This window comes from Marinoscillum furvescens DSM 4134 (assembly GCF_003386095.1).
GTDB classification, from domain to species: domain Bacteria; phylum Bacteroidota; class Bacteroidia; order Cytophagales; family Cyclobacteriaceae; genus Marinoscillum; species Marinoscillum furvescens.
In genome coordinates, this window is the sequence record NZ_QREG01000018.1 from 91,559 (window position 1) to 113,466 (window position 21,908).

Consider the following 21,908-nt stretch of genomic DNA (forward strand, 5'->3'; position numbering starts at 1 on the left):
CCCGCCTATGCAGGCGGACTCTTCCTAATCCTTCTTAAAGAATCCAATATGCTTCCAAAGACCATTGCGTTACTGCTTTTTGGTTTTATCCTATACGGCGTGAGTGCCCAGCCTGTGCTTTCAGACCCTCAGGCACATCCTCGTGCAGCACAGCTGTATGATTTTCTTGGCCGTAGTGCTTCGCAAGGGATACTTTTCGGTCATCAGGATGATCTCTCCTACGGGGTAGACTGGTGGGATGTACCCGGCCGATCGGATGTGAAAGATGCGGTGGGATCCTATCCAGCTGTTTTTGGTTGGGATGTAGGCGTGATTACCTCGAAGCGAAATATTGATTCAGTACTTTTCAAATCCATGCTAAAAGGCATTCACCGGGTATACAAGATGGGAGGTATCAATACCATCTCCTGGCACATGGTCAACCCCGAAAACGGAGCCTCTTCCTGGGATAAATCGCACAGCGTGCCGGCCTTGCTGCCAGGTGGAAAAGCCCATCAAACGTATCTCGATCGCCTGGATCGATTCGCAGATTTTATCGGGGCATGTCAGGTGTTTCCCTTTCAAAAAATACCTATTGTGTTTAGGCCATTCCATGAGCACAATGGAGATTGGTTTTGGTGGGGAAAAGGCAACTGCACCGAACAGGAATACATTGACCTCTGGAGGTTTACCGTGGATTACCTGAGAAATGAGAAAAACTTACATCAGCTCATCTATGCCTTTTCTCCTGATCGCAGCAGGCTGCAGCTGGACGATTTTGACCAGGCATACTTGTATGGATATCCCGGTGATGACTATGTGGACATCCTCGGTTTAGACGACTACTGGGACGTGGGCAAAAGCCAAAATAAGGTCAGTGACTCTACCCAGCATCTACACCTCACAGCTTCTTTACAGCAGCTAGGAAACCTGGCGCGATCCAAACAAAAAATAGCGGCTTTAACCGAAACGGGTTTGGATGGACTTGCCAAAGAAGCCTGGTACACACAATGGCTGCTAGAGCCCATGCAAGCCGCTGAGGCAAATATCGCCTGGGTGCTGGTATGGCGCAACAGCACCAAAAAGCATCACTACGTGCCTTATGAGGGGCACCCCGCATTTTCAGATTTTCGAGCCTTCGAAGCACACTCCGCCACACTCTTCCTTCGCGATATTACCAACCCTTACAAATAATGTTATGAAGCCATTTATCCTAAGCCTGCTTACCTTCTTTTCATACTACGCGCATGCGCAAAACAGTGCGCCACAAGCTGTATCTATACCGGATACGGTTGTTATGCTGACCCTGCCAACCGACTTTATTTTGTCTGCAAATGGAAGTAGCGACCCTGATGGGGACGAGCTTACCTATCACTGGGTAGTGGCCGGCGATACGGTGGCCAATGAGGCTACCCATACGCTTCAGCTTGCCGTAAACGAAACGGATATAAGGCTGATTGTCACAGACCCGGCGGGACTTAAGGATACGGAGGATTTTACAGTTTTTGTAGGTCACCCAACCAATCATGGGCTCAATAGGATCACCTTTCGAGGAAATCAATCCCTTTTCGCATCGGGGATGAACATTGCCTGGCACCGCTTTGCCAACGACCTCACCGTATTCGATGCGGAGGCTGAGCGCTACTACCGCGAGCTTATGGACTCCATAGCGAGCAATGGAGGCAACAGCCTGCGCTGGTGGCTGCATACCAATGGAGCCAAAAACCCACAAGTAGATACCAGTGGTTTCGTCACCGGAATTGAGGAGGCTACTATCCAAAACATGAAGCTTGTGCTGGATCTGGCTTATGAATATAACCTAATGATCAGCATGTGCTTGTGGTCATTTGATATGCTGCAAAACAACCAGCAACAAGATCCGGAGCGCATGAAAAAGCTATTGGAGCGTGAAGAGAATGTTCAGTCCTATGTGGACAATGCGCTGATACCCATCCTTCGAAGGCTGGGGGATCATCCGGCCGTGATGACCTGGGAGATTTTCAATGAGCCAGAAGGTATGACGTCCAACTTTGGGTGGAGCAGCGCTGGGAGGGTGTCAATGGAAGTCATTCAGCGATTTGTCAACAAATGTACCGGAGCTATCCACCGAGAGGTTCCTGGTGCGCAGGTATCTAATGGTAGCTGGTCCTTCAAGGCCAGCTCAGATGTGGGGCCGGGGTTTAAAAACTACTACAGTGACGAACGACTCATCGCCGCAGGTGGCGACCCAGATGGAACGCTCGATTTTTATCAGGTGCACTACTACCCACACCACTTTGGCAATGATCACTCACCCTTTCATCGTCCGGCAGACTACTGGGGTCTGGACAAGCCAATCGTGATCGGAGAATTTCCTGCAGATACTATCGCTGGAAAAGCAAAACCGCGCTATAGCATCGAGGAGGCATATGAGTTGGCAGTTGCGTATGGCTATGCGGGCATTCTCAGCTGGTCCTGGAGTTCCACTTCGGATTTCAACAAAGACTTTTCGGCGCATACCGCTGCTGGTCTGCGGGCCGCAGCCAGTATGATACCCGAAGCGCTCCGAATTGATAATTCAGGAGCACCGCTGAACAAAACGCCATGGGTCGTGCAACAGGCTGCACCTTTCAGGTCTTACCTGGAAAACTTGCCTACAGAGGTGAGCTATTTGGACGTGAATAGCCTGTTTGCGGATGACCAGTCTGAGCCCTTGCGCTTTCAGGTGAGCGCTGGCGACAATTGGGTCACACCGACCATACAGGACGGGCAATTGCAATTGACTTTTACCAATCCACCTGCTGCTACAGCACAGCTACAGCTCAAAGCCTACGACACAGCCGACTGGTATGCGGAGACGGGTGCGGTAGTGATGCTCGCGAGTGAAAAAGAAGCTGGAAATAATTTGGCCCATTTTAAGTCAATCACAGCGAGTAGCCAGTCTGCAGGTGCTTTTGCCGAGTATGCTAATGATGGAGACCCTCAGACGCGCTGGCAAAGCGACTATGGGACCGAGCAATCCCTTCAGGTGGATCTGGGAGCAACTACAATATTTAATTTTCTGTCGATCGATTGGGGGCCGAAATATGCCAAAACCTACGAAGTGCAGGTCAGTAGCGACGGTGAACAATGGTCTACTTTGGAGTCTGTAGCATCATCTGTAGGTCGCCCAAAGGTCTTGGCATTTGATGAAACCAAAACGGCTCGCTATGTGCGGCTGCTGATGACTGATGGCAACCACAACGGCAACTATCAGGTAGATGAAATTTCGGTAGAGTACTGGGAGTCCAATGAAGCACCTACAGTGCTTACCGCTATTGAGGACTACAGCGTGAAAGTAGGGCAAACCAAAACCATCAATAATTATGTGCGCTACAATGAAGTTTTTGCTGACAAGGAGCATCCCGATTTGCTGACATACGGCATTACCAATTCAAATGAGTCCCTCGTATCAGTGGTGCCGAGTTTGGGCAATGTTGGGATTAGATTTTTATTTAGTGAGGGAGCGGTAGGAGATGCTACCATTACGCTGGCAGCTCAGGACCCTTTTGGAGCTACTGCTGAGGTGTCCTTTCAGGTTTCCGTCACGGAGCAAGTGCTGATGGCTTATCAGCCGAAAGCGCAACTCCTGGCACCGAATCCAACCGGCAACTGGCTAACGATATTGGAGCCAGGGTTTGAATGGATGGAGGTTTACGATTTGCAAGGGAATCAGCTGCTTAGGACCAAGGTGCTAATCGGCAATATGCAGTTGCCAGACTGGCCTGAAGGAGTTTATGTGGTGAGATTGTACGGGGAGCAGGTTTCAGAAACCAAATTGATCATCAATCATGAGTAAGTGGCTGGCACTTTGGGCGATTATTGGCTTTTTTGCCTGTCAAGGTCCCAAAGAGCCTCCAAACATCCTGTTGATTGTTACCGATGATCAGGGCTGGGGCGATGCAGGTTTTCATGGCAATGAAGTGCTCAAAACCCCAGTACTAGACTCTCTGGCCCGGAATTCATTGATTTTTGATCGGTTTTATGTGTCACCGGTCTGTGCACCCACTCGGGCTAGCTTACTTACAGGTCGATACCACCTGGCGACAGGCACCAGCTGGGTGACTCATCGCCGGGAGGTGATGAGCAGTGAGGAGGTAACCATCGCGGAGCTTTTACAGCCAGTGGGTTATCGCAGTGGGTTGTTTGGCAAATGGCACAATGGCAAACAGTTTCCTCACGATCCGGTTGGGCAGGGTTTTCAGGATTTTGTAGGATTCACCGACGGTCATGCTAACAATTACTTCGATCCTGTACTTCAGGTAGGGCATGAGCTGCAGGCTTTTGAAGGCTATATGCCGGATATCCTCACCGATAAGGCGATCAAATTTATGGCGGCTGATGATCCGTTTTTTTGTTATGTATCCTACAATACTCCGCACTCGCCCTTTCAGGTTCCTAATGAGTATTTTGACACCTACAAGGCAATGGGGCTGGATGATCGGCTGGCTTGTATTTATGGCATGGTGGCCAATATCGATCAAAATATCGGACGGCTGCTGGCTGCACTGGAGGCTTCTGGAAAGGCGGAAAATACGTTGATCATCTTCATGACCGACAATGGTCCTAACGGGTACCGCTACAATGGTCCGTGGAAAGGCATCAAATCACATGTAGACGAAGGGGGCGTACATGTCCCTTTTCTGATGCATTTTAGCGGCAAAGGATGGAACACTGGTGAGCATATTGCCTACCTGGCCGCACATATCGATATCCTCCCAACAATTGCCGAAGTGGTAGGAGCCGCAGTGCCTGATAGTTTGGGTATTCATGGAGAGTCTTTAGTGGGTGTAATGGCAGGCAAAACCAAAAAACGTTTATTTTTTACCCACCAGGTTGTGCGAAAAATGGATACCATTCCTGGTGCGGTGAGATCTGACAGTATGGTGCTCACGCTGAAAGCCGATACGGCACTTTATGATTTAAAAAACGATCCTTCGCAGCAGGTGAATTTGGCGGAAACATGGCCCGAGGTAAGGCGGTCCTTTGCGTCCGAATATCAGCATTGGTTTGAACAGGTAACAAGTGAGGGCATCGTGCCACCACCCATCGAGGTGGGACATCCTGTGCGGCGTATCATTTTGCCGGCACCAGATGCAAGTGCTTTTGCGGGCGTTCGATTTTCGGGTGGTGAAGGTTGGGCCAATGATTTCTTTGTTCAGGAGGATTCAGGAGCATGGATGTCCTGGGACATTTTGGTGAAAAACCCATCAGCGTATCGATTGCGAATGGCCTATTCCAGTCCGCAACCCACAAGTGTGGAGGTGCGAATAGGTAAGCGGAAGCACACCTTGAAAGTACCTCCTGCAGAGAAGGTCATGATTCCGAGTCCAGACCGGGTACCCCGCGGAGAAGTTTATGCTTTCCACTGGGGGGAGGCGATCCTACCGTCCATTCATTTTAGCCCCTCCGATGAGGAACTTACCGTGCATCTGGTAGGAGCTGTTGCTGGATGGGAGTTGAAAAAACTGACCCTGGAGCGTTTAGAATAACCACAGTAGCTAAATGCCCTTGAAGAGTCAACATCAAACCATCAAATGACGAGCCAATGAATCACGTATTTGACTTGTTGACGTTATTCGGCAGGAGGTATTTAGCGTCATCTTAGTATAATTGAGGATATGAGCAGAGCCAACCGAACGAATAGAACCCCTAAAAGCATACGGCTTGCATGTCTTGCTTTTCTTGTTCAGTTTATGCTACACGCCCAGCCGGAAGCATTGCCCGATAAGTCCTTGATCTTTGATCAGCTACCGCTAAAGTTGGGACTGAATCAGCGGTCTGTTAATGACATCCTGCAAGATAGTGAGGGGTATTTGTGGGTAGGTACCTGGTCGGGTCTGGTGCGGTATGATGGCTATGAAACCAAAATTTTCACTGCCTCTGCAGAAGATCCACATGCGCTCAAAAGCACTAAGGTTACGGCCATGGTGGAAGATTCCCTTGGCAACTTATGGGTAGGTACTCGTGTGGCCGGACTTTTCTATTTTGATAAGCACACAGAGCATTTCACCCAGTACACCCACCAGCGTGGAGACGGTAGTAGCCTGTCCAATAACAATGTTTGGAGTTTGCAAATTGACCATCAGGGACACCTGTGGGTGGGCACCGAAAATGGCCTCAACGTCCTCAGAAAAGGGTCTTCTGCGTTTGTTACCTATGGACGAAAAGACGGACTGATACACGATTTTATCAATGGACTTTATCTAGATCACACTAACCGACTGTGGCTGAGCACGGAGTATGGTGCCAATCGACTCGTTATTGAGCATGGTGACATCATCGAAACGCTGCCCCTGCTCTATAAAAAAGACCCGCAGGCTCATGATTTGCACAATTACCTCTACAAGATTACCAGCCTGGTGGTAGAGGGAAAAGAGCAGGTGTTCATTTCGAGTAAGAAAGGGCTCAAATGGTACGATGGCCAGGAGCTACGCAATTTTATGTATCCCCGAGAGAAGTCTGGCTACAGCTTTTTTCGGAGCTTGTTGCCTGTAAAAGGTACTAAACCTTTTCTGCTCGTTGGTTCAGAGTTGGGCCTGCAGGTGTTTGACATCACCTCGCAGCAATTTCAAGAAGTGTCTACTACCAGTATGTCACATCCCACCATTATGGATATTTACCTGGATGCCACCGAGGTACTTTGGGTAGGCACCAAAAAAGGCCTCAATCGGCTCGATACGTACGATAAAGATTTTGTGAAGTACCAAACGAGCGCTTTTGATGCCAGTGGGAGTATCATCACCGGGCTCGTGGGGGAGGGTAGGTACCTGTGGGTGAGCACGCTTGGTGGAGGTGTTTTTCGTTTTGATAAAAAGTCGAGGCGATTTCGAGCATATGAGCTCCAGATGGAGGAGCGCGAAGGCTTTTCGGATTTTGTACAAAAACTCTTTTTAGACTCAAAGGGCCATCTATGGCTGGGCACAGCAGGTACCGGAGTGATACAGTTTGATCCTAATCACCCGGACAATAGGGGCTTTCAGGTATCCAACTACAAACACTACCATGCCGGCAATGGGTTGCTTTCCGATGACTATATCATGTCTCTGAAGGAAGGTGGAGATGGCTCCATGTGGGTGGGCACCTGGAATCACGGCCTCAATCGAATCATGGCTGATGGGCAGGTAAAGGAGTACCAGGATGAAATTTTCACCCGTTCGCCAATTGTCTCGATGCATGCTGAGAATCAAACGCTGTGGTTGGGTACGCGAGGATCAGGACTGCTTCACTTGCGGGTGAGTGATGAGGAGTTAGAGATCGAAAACCACTATACTGTAGGAATGGACGAAACGCAAGTGAGTAATGTTTTTATTACGAAAATAGCGCCCGCTGGTAATGGAGATCTTTGGGTGGGAACAGAGGAAGGGCTCAACTACCTGGATACTTCTGAAGATCGGTTTATCGTATTTAAACAGAAGGACGGTCTTGTCACCAATGAAGTAAACTCGCTGCTGACTGACAATGAAGGTCAGCTTTGGCTCGCCAATTTCAAAGGCCTGACGGTCTTCAATGTTACGCCGGGGAACGTGTCCCTCATCAATCATTTTGATACCGAAGACCGAATCCAGGGCGGTTTTTTTTACAACGATGTGGCGCATAAAGATGCCGATGGGCTGCTGTACTTTGGTGGTCCGGATGGATTCAATGTGATCGACCCGAAGCAGCTTTCACTCAACCCTCATCCACCTCAAGTGGCGATCAATGACATTTCCATTTTCGATCAGCCCCTCCGTCAACTGGAAAATGACCCTGACCGCCAATGGTGGCGAGCTACCGGCGAAAGACGAGAGCTGGTCCTCAACCACTATGAAAGCTCTGTGAAGTTTACTTTTTCGGCCATGCACTTTGCGGCGCCAGGTAAAAATAAATACGCTTTTATGCTGGAAGGCTTTGATCAGGATTGGCGATTAACGGCTTCAGATCAGCGCTTTGCAAACTATACCAACCTTCCAGATGGCAATTACACCTTTCGCGTGCGAGCTAGCAACAACGACGGGCTCTGGAGTGAACAGTCTGAGGAAGTCAAACTCGTGATTTTGCCTCCCTGGTGGCGTACACGCTGGGCTTTTATCGGCTATGTGCTGATCATCGGGGTGGTCCTGATGCTATTCCGAAAGATGATTATCATCCGCGCCAATTATGCCAACAACCTGAAACTGGAGCGCCTGGAAAAGGAAAACCTGGAAGCGCTGAACAAAGCCAAGCTGCAGTTTTTCACGAATGTGTCTCACGAATTCCGAACGCCACTTACACTGATCCTGGATCCCATCGAGCAGTTAGTAAAGTCTGGTGAGGGCGGAAAGCTATTCAAGGAGCAGCTGGCCATCGTAAGCCTCAATACGCAGCGTTTGCTTCGCCTCGTTAATCAGCTTCTGGATTTTCGAAAGATCGAAAGTAGCAAGGTTCAACTTCGGGCTGCTGAGGGCAATCTGGTCAAGTTTGTAAAAGAGATCAAGCTGTCTTTTGATGCGCTGGCCGAGCGACGCAACATTGATTTTCAGCTACATGCCACCTCCAATGTGATCAAGGTGTATTTTGATCGGGATCAATTTGAAAAAGTCATTTTTAACCTGCTTTCTAATGCTTTCAAATATGTGCCTACAGGGGGAAGGGTAACGATCAAACTGGTAGAAAATCAAGATAATGTCCACATCAAAGTGGAGGACAATGGCTCAGGTGTGGCGCTGGATCAATCTCAGCGTGTGTTTGAGCGGTTTTATAGCGGTGGAGACACGCAGGTAGGCGGCACGGGCATAGGGCTCGCCCTGACAAAAAGCCTGGTAGAGCTGCACGGAGGTACCATAGCGGTGCAGAGTACACCACATGAACTCACTACTTTCGAACTGACCATTCCTAAAGGAAGAGAGCACCTCGCTGAAGATCAGTTGATTGCAGATTTTAAAGATAGCGATCACATTGCGCTATATGAACCACTGGATGAGCATTTGGCGCATGCCGAAACTACCACTGTGACTGTAGATGTATCTGAAATGGACAAGGTGCTCATTGTAGAAGACAATGCTGACGTACGTGCATACCTCAAGTCAATCTTTCACGGTAAGTACATTGTGCTGGAGGCAGAAAATGGCAAAGAGGGGCTTGATGTAGCACTGGAAGAAATACCTATGCTGGTGATCAGTGATGTGATGATGCCGGTAATGGATGGTATCAGCTTTTGCAAAGAGCTGAAATCCAATGTCAGCACTTCGCACATTCCCGTGATATTACTTACAGCGCGTACCTCATTTATTTTTCAGGTGGAAGGGCTCGAACATGGGGCTGATGATTACATCACCAAGCCGTTTAACTCACAGCTTCTCCTCATCAAGGTGCGCAACCTGATCAAAAGCCGTAGGCAGTTGCAAAAGCTGTTTAGGGATAATGATGAGCTGGTGATCGAGCCCAAAAAAGTGACGCTTACATCTTCGGATGAGGTATTTATCGAGCAAGCACTCGAGAGCATTGAAAACAACATGTCTAACTCCGACTACACGGTGGAGGACCTGGGCAGAGACGTGGGGCTTAGCCGAATGCAGTTGTACCGCAAACTCAAAGCCATGACAGGCCAATCCGCCAACGAGTTTATTCGCACCATACGCCTGAAACGAGCGGCCCAGCTCATTGGTCAAAACGAACTGACCATCGCGGAGATCACCTATCAGGTTGGGTTTTCAGATTTGCCGTATTTTAGGAAATGCTTCAAAAAGCAGTTTGGGGTAAATCCTTCGGCCTATGGCAAGCCAGAAGCTGCCGAATCGGAGAGCTAATCCGCACGAAAAAGCAGGCTAAACCTTGCGCTATCGACTGTCCTAAACATTTGCCTACCTCTTTTGTGCAAAATGCACCACTAATCCACAGCGTAGTTTGATCATCTTGCAGCTGCGAGTAGGTGCTATGCTTTGCTCGCTACACAGTAGAAACAAAACTTTAGCTAAACGATAATCATGGACCAACTCGAAAAAGTAAAAGCGCTGCTCGCTGCTCACGAAGACTTTTTAACCACCAAAAACACACCTACACCGACCAATAACGGCATCTTTCAGCGCTATGAAAACCCGGTAATCACCGCGGCGCATACACCTGTGCATTGGCGCTATGACCTCAACCCTGCCACAAACCCTTTTTTGCAAGAACGTCAGGGCATCAATGCCGCTTTTAACTCTGGGGCATTGTTTTTTGAAGGCAAATATGTGCTCGTAGTACGAGTGGAAGGTTATGACCGTAAGTCCTTTTTCGCTGTAGCGGAAAGCCCCAACGGAGTGGATAACTTTCGCTTTTGGGACCACCCTATCACACTGCCTGAGACCAGTGAGCCCGACACCAATGTCTATGACATGCGTCTCACGGCTCACGAAGACGGGTATATCTACGGGCTGTTCTGCACGGAGCGCCGAGCCAAAAATGCTCCAGAGTATGATCAATCTGCCGCAGATGCCAAGTGTGGGATAGCCCGCTCCAAAGACCTGAAAAATTGGGAACGCTTGCCCGATTTGGATTCCGGAGGGAGCCAGCAGCGTAATGTCGTGCTGCATCCAGAGTATGTGAATGGCAAGTATGCGCTCTATACTCGACCGCAGGATGGCTTCATCGATGCAGGAAAAGGCGGAGGAATCGGCTGGGGACTGGTAGACAGCATGGAGCATGCGTGCGTGGCAGGTGAGCAGATCATCGACCCGAAAGTATACCACACCATCAAGGAGGTGAAGAATGGGCAAGGGCCGGCACCTATCAAGACTAAAGACGGTTGGCTGCACCTGGCACATGGTGTGCGCAATACGGCTGCAGGTCTGCGCTATGTGCTTTACATGTTTATGACAGCTCTGGATGATCCGGCCAGAGTTATCCATCGACCTGGTGGGCATTTCATGAGTCCGCTAGGAGAAGAGCGTGTAGGGGATGTATCCAACGTACTGTTCACCAATGGGTGGATTGCCCGCGAGAGCGGAGAGGTATTTATCTACTATGCCTCCTCAGATACGCGCATGCATGTGGCTACCAGCACCGTGGAGCAACTGGTGGACTACTGTAAAAACACACCAGAAGATGGTTTGCGCTCTTATGCCAGCGTGCAGACCCGCAATGCGCTTATCGACCAAAACCTCCAATTTTTAAAAGATCAGGGGCTGGTTTAGGCTACTAATCGCATCATACTATGAGCACTCCAATAGCACTTCGCGAAAAAATGGCTTATGGACTGGGAGACTTTGCGTCTTCTATGTTCTGGAAGCTGTTTTCCATGTTTTTGTTGTTTTTCTATACCGACGTATTTGGGATTTCGGCGGCTGCCGTGGGTACCATGTTTCTGGTCACCAGGGTGTGGGATGCCCTGAATGATCCACTAATGGGCATCATTTCCGATCGTACCCGCACCCGATGGGGGAAGTTTCGGCCTTTTCTACTCTTTGGGGCGGTGCCTTTTGGTATTATTGGGGTGCTCACCTTTACCACTCCAGACCTCACTGCGGATGGAAAGCTGGTCTATGCCTACATCACGTATACGCTGATGATGATGGCCTACACTTTCGTAAATGTGCCTTATGGCTCCCTGATGGCGGTGATGACTGATGATGGCGTAGAGCGTACCTCCCTTGCCTCATGGCGATTTATTGGGGCGTTTTCAGGTGGGCTTTTTGTGACCGCCTCTGCCAACTATCTCGTGGAGTACTTCAGTGCAGGCGGCACACAGGCGCAGGGGTTTCAGTATACCATTACCCTCTATGCGGTGGTGGCTGCGGTGCTGTTTTTACTCACTTTTTTAGGTACACGCGAGCGACTGGCTCCTCCTAAGCAGGAGCATAACAGTCTAAAAGACGACCTAAAAGACTTGTCCAAAAACCTGCCGTGGTTTATCATGCTGGGGGCAAATATTTCCATTCTGATCTTCAACTCTCTCCGTGATGGCTCCATTCTCTATTATTTCAAATACTATGTGCAAGATCAGCAGCTAGAGCTTTTGGGGAGCACCTATGAACTGACCTCCACGGTGCTTTCTTCGGTGTACATGTCGGTATGGCTGGGTACGAATATCATCGGGGTTTTGCTGGCCAAACCACTGGCTGCTCGCTGGGGCAAAAAGACCACCTTTAGCCGTGCGGCGCTGGTGTCGGCAGCCTTGAGCTTCTTGTTTTTTGCGCTACAGCCGGATCAGATTATCCTCATCTTCACACTCAATATCTTCATAGGGATCTCTGCAGGGGTGATCTTGCCACTAGGCTGGTCTATGTATGCCGACATAGCCGACTACTCCGAGTGGAAGACCGGCCGTAGAGCTACCGGACTTGTCTTTAGCTCTTCGTCCATGTCCCAAAAGTTTGGCTGGACCATCGGTGGAGCCATTTCTGGTTGGTTGCTGGCGGGGTTTGGCTTTGAGCCAAATGCTGTACAAAGCGAAGAGGCCTTGCTGGGTATCCGTCTCATGATCAGTGTAATTGCGGGAGTGGGAGCATTGCTTTCCTTCGTATTTATGCGTGTCTATAAGCTTGACGAGGCATTTATGAAAAAAGTAGGTGAAGAACTGAAAGCTGCAGGATAATGGATTCGAACAAGAAACAGGCGTATGTGTCTGAATTTAAAGAACTTCTAGCGTCCAATATTTTGGGCTTTTGGACCCAAACCATGAAAGACCCCAACGGAGGCTTTTATGGGCAGATGACCGGAGATGGTGTGTTGCATCGCGATGCAGAACGGGGGGTAATCCTCAACGCACGAATCCTGTGGACCTACAGCGCTGCGTATAATACCACGCAAGAGCCCACGGCACTGGAGCAGGCAGACCATGCGTACGCTTACCTGATGAAGCATTTTGTCGATGAAGAAGCTGGAGGCATAGTGTGGTCGGTGGATGCTTCGGGAGCACCCGTGGAGACCAAAAAGCAAATCTATGCGCAGGCTTTTACGATCTACGCGCTTTCAGAATACTACATGGCTTCCGGTCAGGACTATGCGCTGGAGGTGGCTCAGCGTCTTTTTGCATTGGTAGAGCAGCATAGCTTTGATGTGCAGCGCAATGGCTATCTGGAGGCACTGGACCGCTACTGGCAGCCGCTGGATGATGTGCGGTTAAGTGAGAAAGACCTGAACGCCACCAAAACGATGAATACTCATCTGCACGTACTTGAGGCATATACTAACCTGTATCGGGTGTGGAAAGACGAGCGGCTTGCTCAGCAACTGGCCAATCTAATCGATCTGATGAAAGGCCGATTTCTTAGCGATGCGGGACATTTTCATTTGTTTTTTGATGATGACTGGCAGCTGCAATCCGATGAGATTTCTTTTGGGCACGACATAGAAGGAGCCTGGCTGCTGCATGAAGCTGCTGAGGTGCTGGGAGATGCTGTGTTGCTTGAAGAAGTAAAGGCAGTAAGCTTGCTGATGACCGATGCAGCGCTGCTCGGTCTTGATGCCGATGGAGGGCTTATGAATGAAGCCAACACACACGGACTGACTGATACTGACAAACACTGGTGGCCACAGGCAGAAGCCCTGGTAGGGCTTTACAATGCCTTTGAGTTGTCTGGTGAGCAAAAGTATCTGGTCGATTTTGAGCGGGTGTGGCAGTTTGTCTGCAAAACACTCATCCGCGAGGAGGGAGAGTGGTACTGGCGTGTAAATCGGGATGGAGAAGTAATCCCTACAGAAGATTTGGCTGGCCCCTGGAAGTGCCCTTATCACAATGGCCGTGCGATGCTGGAGTTGATCCGCAGGATGGAGAATTAGAAGGCAAGGGGATAGAAACTTCGCAATACTTGATTTTTTGGGGTGTTTTAAGGGGGTAGTTGGGTGATTTATAAGTTTTCCTTTTTATCGAAGCTCTCCCAAATGGTTGATAAGGAGAAGATCATACTTGGAGGCCAATGAGATTAGATTCGGCAGAAATTTATATTTTAACCAACTTTCAAGAAATACTTTTTAGTGAGTAATTTCCAACAGATTTGTGCTGAACATCTTTTGAAAACCTTCCATTTATGAAATTTATTCTGGTGTTAATTTTAAACCTCTCGGCCACTATTCTTTTTGGTCAATCTGTTGTTGAATGGGCACCGACTTTTGAGCTAGAGCTGACAGACTTTCAATCTCCACAGACAGAGATAAATGAAAGTTTTAAGTCATATTCCTTGTACTCAGGGGCGAATATTGATTTTAGTTTTCATATGACCACTGGTCAGTTCATGTTCACTAAAAATTTCAATTCAAAGGTGGCTACCACATTTAATCGATCGGCCGCTGTTTTAACTGCTCCTGATTCACTTACGGCCCACCAGCTTCTCAATTTTGGAAAATACAGTTTTGATTTGACTGAGTTGTATGCACGTCGATTTAGAAAAGAACTAAATGAATGTAAAGGCGCTTTTTCAGATGTCAGCTTTTATAAGCCCATTTATGAAGAAATACAGGCAAATATGAACGAAGAGCATGCTAGAGTATTGAAGCAAACAGATTTGGGACGTAAGTCTGACTTACTTCAAATGGAGCACCAGCAAGTGCTATCCGAGATCGAAATATTAAGTGATTACTGTAAAACCTGTAAGCCTCCAAAAAAGAAAAAACAGAAGTAGGCCCAATTCTTACTTCCATTAGGAAGTTGCCTTAATCTCACGGCAACACTACTTTTAAGGTTTAAGATTGTGACAAAAGTCTACATGGACGGTCTTGTTGGTATATTCTTTGTCTGAAAAGAAAGAAAATAGTAGCAGTAGCAATAAAGGGATCACTTGAAGTATCGTTGTGACGTCACTTAGATTCACAGCATAGATTTAATTACATTTGGATAGTGGAAAATCTTGGACATATAGAGATAAGTATCACCGGAAGTAGAGGGAGTATTGAGCTCACCCCAGACAACTACGATATCCGTGAAATAATTACCATTTTGCAAACTGCAGAAAGTCTGCTTTTTCCTACTGGTAGAAAAGACCGACCGACAATTAGTTATTCAATTGAACCAGGGTCAGTCAAGCACATTATTAAGACTAGTCTTCAAGCAGTTATTGGTTTCAACGCGGTGATAGGGCAGATGAGGTCTTCTGAATCTGTCGATTTTTTAGAAGCGCAATCTGCACAGGCCATAGAGAACTTACAGGAAAATGCGCTCAAGAATAATTATGAATTAAGTATAAAAACCTCTGTAGACCAAAGCAACGAGTTGAAGATTAATAGTAAAACTCGATATATCCGCACCCAAAATATCTGGGTGGATGCCGAGTTCTACTTTTATGGAATACTGACGAGTGCTGGCGGAAAAAACAAAGCCAATGTTCATCTGGACACAGAAGACCTAGGATCTTTAACTATCCAAACTGATAGAGCTTTCCTTGGTGAGAAGGAAGAAAACTTGCTATATAGAGAGTTTGGAGTACGAGCAATCGGCAAGCAAAATGTTCAGACTACTGAAATGGACAAGTCTAGCTTGAAATTGATTGAGCTCATTGATTACAGCCCGAAGTACGATCAAAATTATCTTTCATCTCTTATGAAGAAAGCAAGTGCAAAATGGTCGGATGTAAATGATGCCGACGATTGGCTAAATACGATAAGAGGGAATTATGAAGCATAGTGTTTTGCTTGACACAAGTTTCTTTATTCGTTTGCTCAACGAAAACGATAGTCTTCATTCTAACGCTTTAGGGTACTTTAAATACTTTTTGGAGCAAGACATCATATTGAAATGCTCAACTATCTCCATCGCTGAGTACTGTGTGAGAGGAAGCATTGATGAATTGCCTTGGAGAAATTTGCAAGTCGTTCCTTTCAATGTGGAGCATGGTGTAAAAGCAGGTGAATTCGCTAAAATCATATTTAGTGAGAAAAATAGACTTAACCTGAGTAACAGGAACATCATTCCAAACGACAGTAAGCTGTTTGCTCAGGCAGATGTAGAAGATCCCATCACCCACTTTGTTACCTCAGATGAAGAATGTCTCAAGATTCATCAAATTCTTAAATTAAATACGAATGCCAGGTTTGATATTATAAATATTCGAACGCCATTCAATGAGACCTACGGGATGCTCAATTTTGATTAAAATACAGGTCAAGTCCAAACAATAACCTAGCTTAAAAGTCCTTGTTAGAGGAATTGCGGCCTTGCTTGCAAGCGAAGAATAAGCTGATCATACCATTCCATGAAAGCAGTCATTGCCAGGTATCAGAAAAGTCCACTTAAAGCATTTGTCGATCGCCATGAGAAATACCTGCTCATTGCGTTCTTTATCGGTGGTTTTATCTTCGATTCGCTCACGCTTGGTCGCATAGACAGGCTATATGACCTCACCATCCTGAGCTCCCACATGACGCTGCTCACGGTCTGTCTCTACATCTTCAACCGCATACCTGACGGCCGATGGGACCGAACCCTCATTCAAAAATATGCCCACTACTTTCCACTGGCCATCCAGTTTTTCTTTGGAGCGCTTTGCAGCGCCTATGTGGTGTACTTTTCTCGGAGCGTTTCTTTGTCGAAGACACTGTCCTTTTTTGTGATACTGGTGGTGCTCTTCTTTGCCAACGAACTCCTCAAAAAACGCATATCCAATAAATACCTGCAGTTTGGACTATACCTGTTCATCAGCATCACTTTTTTCTCGTTCATCATACCTGTATTTGTCAAGGCCATCAGCCCGTTCATTTTTGTGGTCTCTGGTCTCACCAGTCTGGGGATTACACTTACGCTGGTACTGGTGATTTACCGCAAGAGTCCATCCACCCGCGAAGAGGTAAAGCTTGGCAGGCTGCTGGCATTGCTGGTAGGGGTGTATGCTTTTATCAATTGCTTCTATTTCTTTCGCCTCATTCCACCCGTTCCGCTGGCATTGAATAATGGTCTGGTAGCACATGCCGTGCAAAAGGAAGGCAATGAGTATGAGGTAACTTATGAAAAAGATGCCTGGTATGTGTTTTGGCGGAGCTACCGACCAGTTTATGAGCGCTTACCGCAAGAGCCTGTGTATATCTTCACATCTATTTTTGCACCCACAGATATCAAAAAGGATATTTTCCACCGATGGAAAGCTTACAACCCTCAGAAGGAAGAGTGGTACACCGTAGAAGATATCAGCTACCCGATCACAGGTGGGAGAGATGGTGGGTATCGTGGGTATACCAAAAAACAAAACGTATGGCCCGGGCTATGGAGTGTAGAGGTGCTCACTGAAGAAGAGCTGGTGCTAGGCGTGATCGATTTTGAAATCGTGGCAGTAGATTCTACCAACGCTCCACGACTTCATTCTACAAATTTCTAGAAGCACCTCACGCTGATTTCAAAGGCGAGTCCACAATTTTTTATAGTCTTTCCACGAAAGCACTCTTTTTAATGGATTATCACCATTTCAATTGAAGATGTATAATACCCTGTTAGAATGCCATTTTTCGATTTTTCTTCTTTCCTGCAAACGATTTTCGCAAAATATCCTATATTACAGACTAGTTAACCAACGATTGGTTGACCAATTTAATGTACAAAGTTTAGTCACATCTTAAGATTACCTATCATGAAAAATGCCCTACTGCTTACTTGTGCGGTGTGGTTGCTGTGCGCATGTGGCAGCAAACCTGCATCAGAAATCGTAACGGTAAAGGACTTCAAAGAACTTAAAAGCGCTATCCAACAAGCGTCTCCTGGAACCGAAATCGTCATGGCTGAAGGCATCTGGAAGGATGCACCCATTAAATTTTACGGTAAGGGAACTGCTGATCGTCCCGTTACGCTGCGAGCGGAGACACCCGGAAAAGTTTTTGTGGAAGGGGAATCATTTTTACACCTCGGTGGAGAGCACCTTGTGGTCAGTGGCTTATATTTTAGAAATGGCCATACGCCTTCCGGTAGCGTATTTCAGTACCAAATCAGCAAGGATAGCATTGCCAACCACAGCCGAATTACCAACTGCGTAATCGACGGGTTCACCCAGCTCAATCGGTGGGAGAGAGACAGCTGGATTGCTTTTTATGGCAAGCACAATGAGCTCGATCACTGCTACATAGCTGGAAAATCCAATGACGGTGCCACGCTGATGGTTTACCACAAAGGCAACGAGCATACCAACAGCTACCATAAGATCTATGCCAACTACTTTGGGCCCAGACCCAGAAAAGGAGGTCCCAGAGCGGAGACCATCCGGTTTGGAGGGAGTGAAACTTCTATGACTCCCGGAAGGATTACTGTGACAAACAACTATTTTGAGGCCTGCAATGGGGAGGTGGAGATCATCTCCGACAAGACCCGTTCCAACTCCTTTACCAACAATATTTTCTACAAGTGCGAGGGCTCACTGGTAATGCGCCATGCGGATTATACCACGGTGGATGGCAACATTTTTATCGGTGGGGATGATTCGGATTTTTATGGCGGTATTCGTGTCGTCAATACCGGCCATTGGATCACTAACAATTATTTCTATAAGATTCGCGGTGAGGAGTTTAGAAGTCCGCTTGCGATCATGAACGGTATTCCCAAGTCTTCACTCAACCGCTACAAGCAGGTAACAGATGTGGTTGTAGCGCACAATACCTGGGTGGACTGCAAGTCGCCATTTCAGATAGGCGTGGGCCAAAACAAGGCCAGCGCCAGCGTGCTGCCCAAAAGTGAGATTCGATCGGCACCGCCTATTCGAACTACTATCGCCAACAACATCATTTACAATACACAGCCCGATGATTCACCAGTGGTCAACCACGATGACATGGATGGCATTAAGTTTAAAGGCAATGTCATAGCCAATGGAGGGGAGTCATATGCGGAAAGTGAAGTTCTAAAAAGCGTGGATCTGGACATGAAGCAGGTCAACGAATGGCTTTTTGTCCCTACGAATCAGCAGGAGGCCTTGAGTGCTGTTTATGCAGGCTACGATTTTGAGCGCATAGAGCAGGATTTGTTTGGAGCCGATCGAAAGGATCAAAACCAGGTAGGTGCTGTGGTGGATTTAGCCCGAGCGGAAACATTTGAGTTAGACCGATCCAAGTACGGCCCATCATGGTTTACACCGAATCAAAAGCAGGGAACACCTACAGTACACAATGCCACGGCAGGAAACCTCTCGCAGGTGTTGGCTGAGGCAAAGGATGGGGATGTTGTGGCCTTGTCGGCTGCTGTCTATGAGCTTGCTGAGCCATTGAAGATCGATAAGGAACTGACGCTGCGTGCTGCTGGGGATAGCAAACCGCAAATCATTTACACCGGACCGGCGGGAACTCCGGCGTTTGAGCTGCATCCAGGTGGTGTCGTCAGATTGCAAGATGTTGCCATGTCTGGGCAGGAGGGGCAGCTTGCCTTTGCGCCGCTGGCGGAAAACATGTCTTCGGCTTACAAGCTGTTTGTCCAGAACAGTGAAATATCCGGCTTTGACTTTGTCTTAAAAGCATCTAAAGGATCTTTCGCAGATTCCATCACCTTTACCAACACTTCCATCAAAGACTGCAAAAATGGATTTGTACTGGCTGCGGATGAAAAAGGGGATTACAATGCGGAGATGGTCACTTTTGAGGCGTGTGCCTTCGAAAACGTGAGTCAAAATGTAGTGCACTTTTACCGGGGAGGCTATGATGAGTCTACCATTGGAGGTTTTCTCACGCTGCGCAACAACACCTTTACCCGATGTGGAGCCAAAGATGCAAGCAAAGTGCTGATCAAAACACCTGGAATCATCAACGTACATCTTTTGAACAATACTTTCAAAAACAACCCTGTAGAGCTGGTGGCATTGCTTTGGGGTGCCAAAAACAACCTGCATCAGGGCAATACAGTGGTGAGCTCCGGTGAAATCAAAGTAGAGGAACAGCGTAAGCTTGACTTACTGTACTAGACCTAAAGGGCTGGTTTCATATCAGCCCAATTTTCCTATTTGTTATTCAAAACATTTACCACTTATGAAAAAGCTTATTCAAGCGTCGTTATTCATGTTGCTGGGGTCTGCGGTGATTAGCTGCAATTCATCCCAAAAAGAAAATACGACAAACACCACGGAAAATGTAAGCGCTACTGATGAAAATCCAGCACCTAAGTATCCGAGTGATATCATCACCAACCTGGATCAGTGGAGCATCTTACTCGGTAACGGGGATCGTCCAAAAGTCCTCAAAGATTTTCAGCACCCGGACTACTTTTACACGACCAACGATGGTGTGGAATGGGTCGTTTACAAGGCTCCGAATGTAGGCATCACCTCACCAAACTCATACAATACGCGTACGGAACTGGGGCAAAAACGCCGCTGGACACCCAAAGAGGGCGGTAGACTGACAGGTACCCTCAAAGTGATGCACGTGTCTACTAAGGGAGATGCACAAAGCGGTGGATCGTTTTCTGTAGTAATCGGACAAATCCATAGTGATGATGGTCATGAAAACGAACCCTTAAAAATCGCTTACAAGAAATTTCCCGGGCACACCAAAGGTTCTGTTTACTGGAACTATGAAATCAATACGGAGGGTGACAACTCTGGAAGGTGGGATTTTTCCACGGCAGTGTGGGGATATGACATGTCGGTACGAGGAGATGCGCCGGATGCTTATCCACCTGAGCCCGAAGACGGTATCGAGCTGGGAGAGGTATTTAGCTACGAAGTGAATGTCTACGATGGGGTGATGTATCTCACCTTCACCAGTGAAGGCCATGAGACCAAGACTTTTACCAAAAACCTGATCAAGTCAGATTTTGCAAACAAGGAAGACATGCCTCAGCAAGTGGTGGACCATTACGTACCGAGAGGGCGTGATGGCACGGAAAAACCCAATGCCTATGAAGGGGAAAATCAGTTTTTCAAGCAAGGGGCCTACAATCAAACTAACGGGCGCAATGCGCCGACAAGTCTGGAGGGAAGTACGGAAGCCGAATCCACGGATGGGAAGATTGCTCTACAATATGCTAATGGAAGCTATGCTGAGGTGTGGTTTAGCGAATCTTCTCTAGGACCCGGCGTCCCACCGGCTCAGGAATAGAAAATTAGTAGGAGGTATGACCACTTCTCGTCGTGATTTTGTTAAGAAAACAGGGCTCATGGGGCTGATGGCCCCATTTGCAAGTGCTGCCAGTGGGCTGTGGCTACAGGATGAGTCGCCACTGGAGGTGCATCTGTTTTCCAAACACCTCCAATTTTTGGAGGTTTCACAGGCTGCCAAAATAGCTGCGGAATTGGGCTTTAGTGGACTGGATCTGACGGTACGTCCCAAAGGCCATGTGCTTCCTGAAAGGGTAGCGCAGGACCTTCCCGATGCAATCAAAGCTATTCGTGAGGCTGGACTGAAGTGCGAACTGATGACCACCGCAGTGGGGGATGCATCAGATCCTCTTGATCAGTCAGTAGTAAGCGTAGCGGCTGCACACGGAGTGAAATACTACCGGAGCAACTGGTTTAAATATGCTGATAATCAGCCGATGGAAGAAACACTCCACCACTACCAGCAAAAGGTGGCTGAGCTATCTGAGCTCAATCGAAAGCACAAGATCATTGGTTGCTATCAAAACCACTCAGGGACGAGTATAGGGGCTTCGATTTGGGAAGTGAAAAAGCTGCTGGAAGCGGCAGTGCCGGAGTATTTCGGTGCACAGTATGATATCCGGCATGCGGTGGTAGAAGGCGGCAGGTCCTGGACCAACGGACTAAGACTCATAAATGATCAGATTAAAACAATCGTACTGAAGGACTTCCGATGGGAGCAAGTAGCTGGCCGATGGCAGGTAATCAACGTGCCCATAGGTGAGGGGATGGTTGATTTTAAGAAATACTTTTCATTGCTCAAGAGCTATGAGCTCAAGCCTCCGGTATCGCTTCATCTGGAATATCCACTGGGCGGTGCCGAGAAGGGTCGTCGGCAGCTTACGGTTGATCACACTGTGGTGTACGAGGCGATGCATCGAGACCTGAAAAAAGTACAGGAACTGTGGCAGTCAGCATAATTAACACATAATTTCAATACCC

General features: G+C 47.7%; 14 protein-coding genes. All 14 read left to right on the forward strand.

The annotated features are described in order from the left end of the window. The first annotated feature begins 48 nt into the window (after window positions 1-48). The 14 genes from C7460_RS17170 (at window position 49) to C7460_RS17235 (ending at window position 21,886) form a co-directional block, all read left to right on the forward strand. On the forward strand, window positions 49-1,173 hold the full coding sequence (locus tag C7460_RS17170; protein WP_115869362.1) for a glycoside hydrolase family 26 protein: 1,125 nt from the start codon (window positions 49-51) through the stop codon (window positions 1,171-1,173). A 4-nt stretch (window positions 1,174-1,177) separates the two neighbouring features. Further along, on the forward strand, window positions 1,178-3,796 hold the full coding sequence (locus tag C7460_RS17175) for a discoidin domain-containing protein (RefSeq protein ID WP_170148074.1): 2,619 nt from the start codon (window positions 1,178-1,180) through the stop codon (window positions 3,794-3,796). Continuing rightward, the gene (locus C7460_RS17180) at window positions 3,789-5,489 is read left to right on the forward strand and encodes an arylsulfatase (protein WP_115869364.1); all 1,701 of its coding nucleotides are present in this window, start codon (window positions 3,789-3,791) and stop codon (window positions 5,487-5,489) included. Before C7460_RS17175 ends, C7460_RS17180 begins: the two co-directional genes overlap by 8 nt. Before the next feature lie 129 nt (window positions 5,490-5,618). Further along, complete coding sequence (locus C7460_RS17185) at window positions 5,619-9,764, forward strand: two-component regulator propeller domain-containing protein (RefSeq protein ID WP_115869365.1); 4,146 nt, start codon at window positions 5,619-5,621, stop codon at window positions 9,762-9,764. Window positions 9,765-9,941: 177 nt separating this feature from the next. After that, window positions 9,942-11,129: a glycoside hydrolase family 130 protein gene (locus tag C7460_RS17190; protein ID WP_115869366.1), complete on the forward strand. Its 1,188-nt coding sequence runs from the start codon at window positions 9,942-9,944 to the stop codon at window positions 11,127-11,129. 20 nt (window positions 11,130-11,149) lie between these two features. Continuing rightward, window positions 11,150-12,529: an MFS transporter gene (locus C7460_RS17195; protein ID WP_115869367.1), complete on the forward strand. Its 1,380-nt coding sequence runs from the start codon at window positions 11,150-11,152 to the stop codon at window positions 12,527-12,529. Beyond that, complete coding sequence (locus C7460_RS17200; RefSeq protein ID WP_115869368.1) at window positions 12,529-13,716, forward strand: AGE family epimerase/isomerase; 1,188 nt, start codon at window positions 12,529-12,531, stop codon at window positions 13,714-13,716. Before C7460_RS17195 ends, C7460_RS17200 begins: the two co-directional genes overlap by 1 nt. Before the next feature lie 248 nt (window positions 13,717-13,964). Further along, window positions 13,965-14,555, forward strand: a complete 591-nt coding sequence (locus C7460_RS17205; RefSeq protein ID WP_115869369.1) for a hypothetical protein — start codon at window positions 13,965-13,967, stop codon at window positions 14,553-14,555. Window positions 14,556-14,770: 215 nt separating this feature from the next. Further along, window positions 14,771-15,553 carry a hypothetical protein gene (locus tag C7460_RS17210; protein ID WP_115869370.1) on the forward strand — a complete coding sequence of 261 codons (783 nt, stop codon included), beginning with the start codon at window positions 14,771-14,773 and terminating at the stop codon, window positions 15,551-15,553. Further along, a complete protein-coding gene (locus C7460_RS17215) occupies window positions 15,543-16,022 on the forward strand; it encodes a hypothetical protein (RefSeq protein WP_115869371.1) in 480 nt (159 codons plus the stop codon). Before C7460_RS17210 ends, C7460_RS17215 begins: the two co-directional genes overlap by 11 nt. 99 nt (window positions 16,023-16,121) lie before the next feature. Then, window positions 16,122-17,237 carry a DUF2914 domain-containing protein gene (locus tag C7460_RS17220; protein WP_115869372.1) on the forward strand — a complete coding sequence of 372 codons (1,116 nt, stop codon included), beginning with the start codon at window positions 16,122-16,124 and terminating at the stop codon, window positions 17,235-17,237. A gap of 249 nt (window positions 17,238-17,486) precedes the next feature. After that, entirely contained in the window at window positions 17,487-19,793 is a 2,307-nt protein-coding gene (locus tag C7460_RS17225) for a chondroitinase-B domain-containing protein (protein WP_115869373.1), read from the forward strand. 64 nt (window positions 19,794-19,857) lie between these two features. After that, window positions 19,858-20,928 (forward strand): polysaccharide lyase family 7 protein, encoded by a 1,071-nt coding sequence (locus tag C7460_RS17230; protein WP_115869374.1) that lies wholly within the window; start codon window positions 19,858-19,860, stop codon window positions 20,926-20,928. A 16-nt stretch (window positions 20,929-20,944) separates the two neighbouring features. Next, window positions 20,945-21,886 carry a sugar phosphate isomerase/epimerase family protein gene (locus C7460_RS17235; RefSeq protein WP_115869375.1) on the forward strand — a complete coding sequence of 314 codons (942 nt, stop codon included), beginning with the start codon at window positions 20,945-20,947 and terminating at the stop codon, window positions 21,884-21,886. Window positions 21,887-21,908 lie beyond the last annotated feature (22 nt).

Bases quoted from the DNA above. Each gene is read 5' to 3' on its own strand.
- C7460_RS17205 (WP_115869369.1), top strand. From the start codon at position 13,965: ATGAAATTTATTCTGGTGTTAATTTTAAACCTCTCGGCCACTATTCTT.
- C7460_RS17170 (WP_115869362.1), top strand. From the start codon at position 49: ATGCTTCCAAAGACCATTGCGTTACTGCTTTTTGGTTTTATCCTATAC.
- C7460_RS17195 (WP_115869367.1), top strand. From the start codon at position 11,150: ATGAGCACTCCAATAGCACTTCGCGAAAAAATGGCTTATGGACTGGGA.
- C7460_RS17235 (WP_115869375.1), top strand. From the start codon at position 20,945: ATGACCACTTCTCGTCGTGATTTTGTTAAGAAAACAGGGCTCATGGGG.
- C7460_RS17200 (WP_115869368.1), top strand. From the start codon at position 12,529: ATGGATTCGAACAAGAAACAGGCGTATGTGTCTGAATTTAAAGAACTT.
- C7460_RS17225 (WP_115869373.1), top strand. From the start codon at position 17,487: ATGAAAAATGCCCTACTGCTTACTTGTGCGGTGTGGTTGCTGTGCGCA.
- C7460_RS17190 (WP_115869366.1), top strand. From the start codon at position 9,942: ATGGACCAACTCGAAAAAGTAAAAGCGCTGCTCGCTGCTCACGAAGAC.
- C7460_RS17180 (WP_115869364.1), top strand. From the start codon at position 3,789: ATGAGTAAGTGGCTGGCACTTTGGGCGATTATTGGCTTTTTTGCCTGT.
- C7460_RS17185 (WP_115869365.1), top strand. From the start codon at position 5,619: ATGAGCAGAGCCAACCGAACGAATAGAACCCCTAAAAGCATACGGCTT.
- C7460_RS17215 (WP_115869371.1), top strand. From the start codon at position 15,543: ATGAAGCATAGTGTTTTGCTTGACACAAGTTTCTTTATTCGTTTGCTC.
- C7460_RS17230 (WP_115869374.1), top strand. From the start codon at position 19,858: ATGAAAAAGCTTATTCAAGCGTCGTTATTCATGTTGCTGGGGTCTGCG.
- C7460_RS17175 (WP_170148074.1), top strand. From the start codon at position 1,178: ATGAAGCCATTTATCCTAAGCCTGCTTACCTTCTTTTCATACTACGCG.
- C7460_RS17220 (WP_115869372.1), top strand. From the start codon at position 16,122: ATGAAAGCAGTCATTGCCAGGTATCAGAAAAGTCCACTTAAAGCATTT.